Below are 826 nucleotides of genomic sequence, written 5' to 3' on the forward strand. Positions count from 1 at the left end.
GGGTTCTACCCCGTTTCCACGGACGGTTATAAAACAGCTAAGAGCTTTTGATCCTGCGCAGCAACTCTACGTCGCATCCTAGGATTATGGAACCGCTCGATGTATTCAAATAGGTCTGCTCTTGCCTCGTCTTGAGTACGGTAACGTCGGTGATGTACCCGCTCTCGCTTCAGCATCCCAAAGAAGCCCTCACAGGCGGCGTTATCGCCACAGTGGCCAACGGCACTCATGCTGCTGACTAACCGATTGCTGCCCAGATAACGCTGGTAATCGCCGCTGGTGAACTGCGTACCCCTGTCTGAGTGCAGTATCACCGGGGTTTCGCCCTGGCGTTGCCACACAGCCATTTGAACAGCTCTGATTACCATCTGCCGATCCTGTCTGTGATGCATGGACCAGCCCACAATCAGCTTACTGAACAGATCCAGGACCACGCATAGATACAGTTTTCCTTCCTGAGTGGAGATCTCCGTAATATCCGTGACCCACTTGGTATCAGGCTCAAGCGCTGAGAAGTTCCGCTGTAGATGGTTTTGAATACCCTGTGGCCGACTCGATGCTCGTCCCATGCGTCCCCGCTTTTTGCGGGGCCACCCCTGGATACCGTGCTTAGCCATTAGCCTTGCAACCCGATTCAGGCTCGTAGAAGTGCCTTCGGCAGCCAGGTCTTCATGCATCCGGGGCGAACCAATCATGCCACCACTATCATCATGAATCTCTCTGATTCGCGACAACAGATGCTGATTAGCCATAGCCCTGCTGGACAGAGGTCGAGATGCCCAGGCGTAATAACCGCTGGCCGAGACCTTCAGGCATCGACACATAA

1 protein-coding gene is annotated in these 826 nt (G+C 54.1%); it reads right to left on the reverse strand.

Annotated features, from left to right (window positions below):
• Positions 1-26: 26 nt before the first annotated feature.
• A partial coding sequence (locus C1949_RS19240; protein WP_104739969.1) for an IS3 family transposase occupies positions 27-826 on the reverse strand: 800 nt, incomplete at its 5' end.

Origin of the sequence: Halopseudomonas oceani, assembly GCF_002903165.1 — a bacterium.
Classification (GTDB): Bacteria; Pseudomonadota; Gammaproteobacteria; order Pseudomonadales; family Pseudomonadaceae; genus Halopseudomonas; species Halopseudomonas oceani.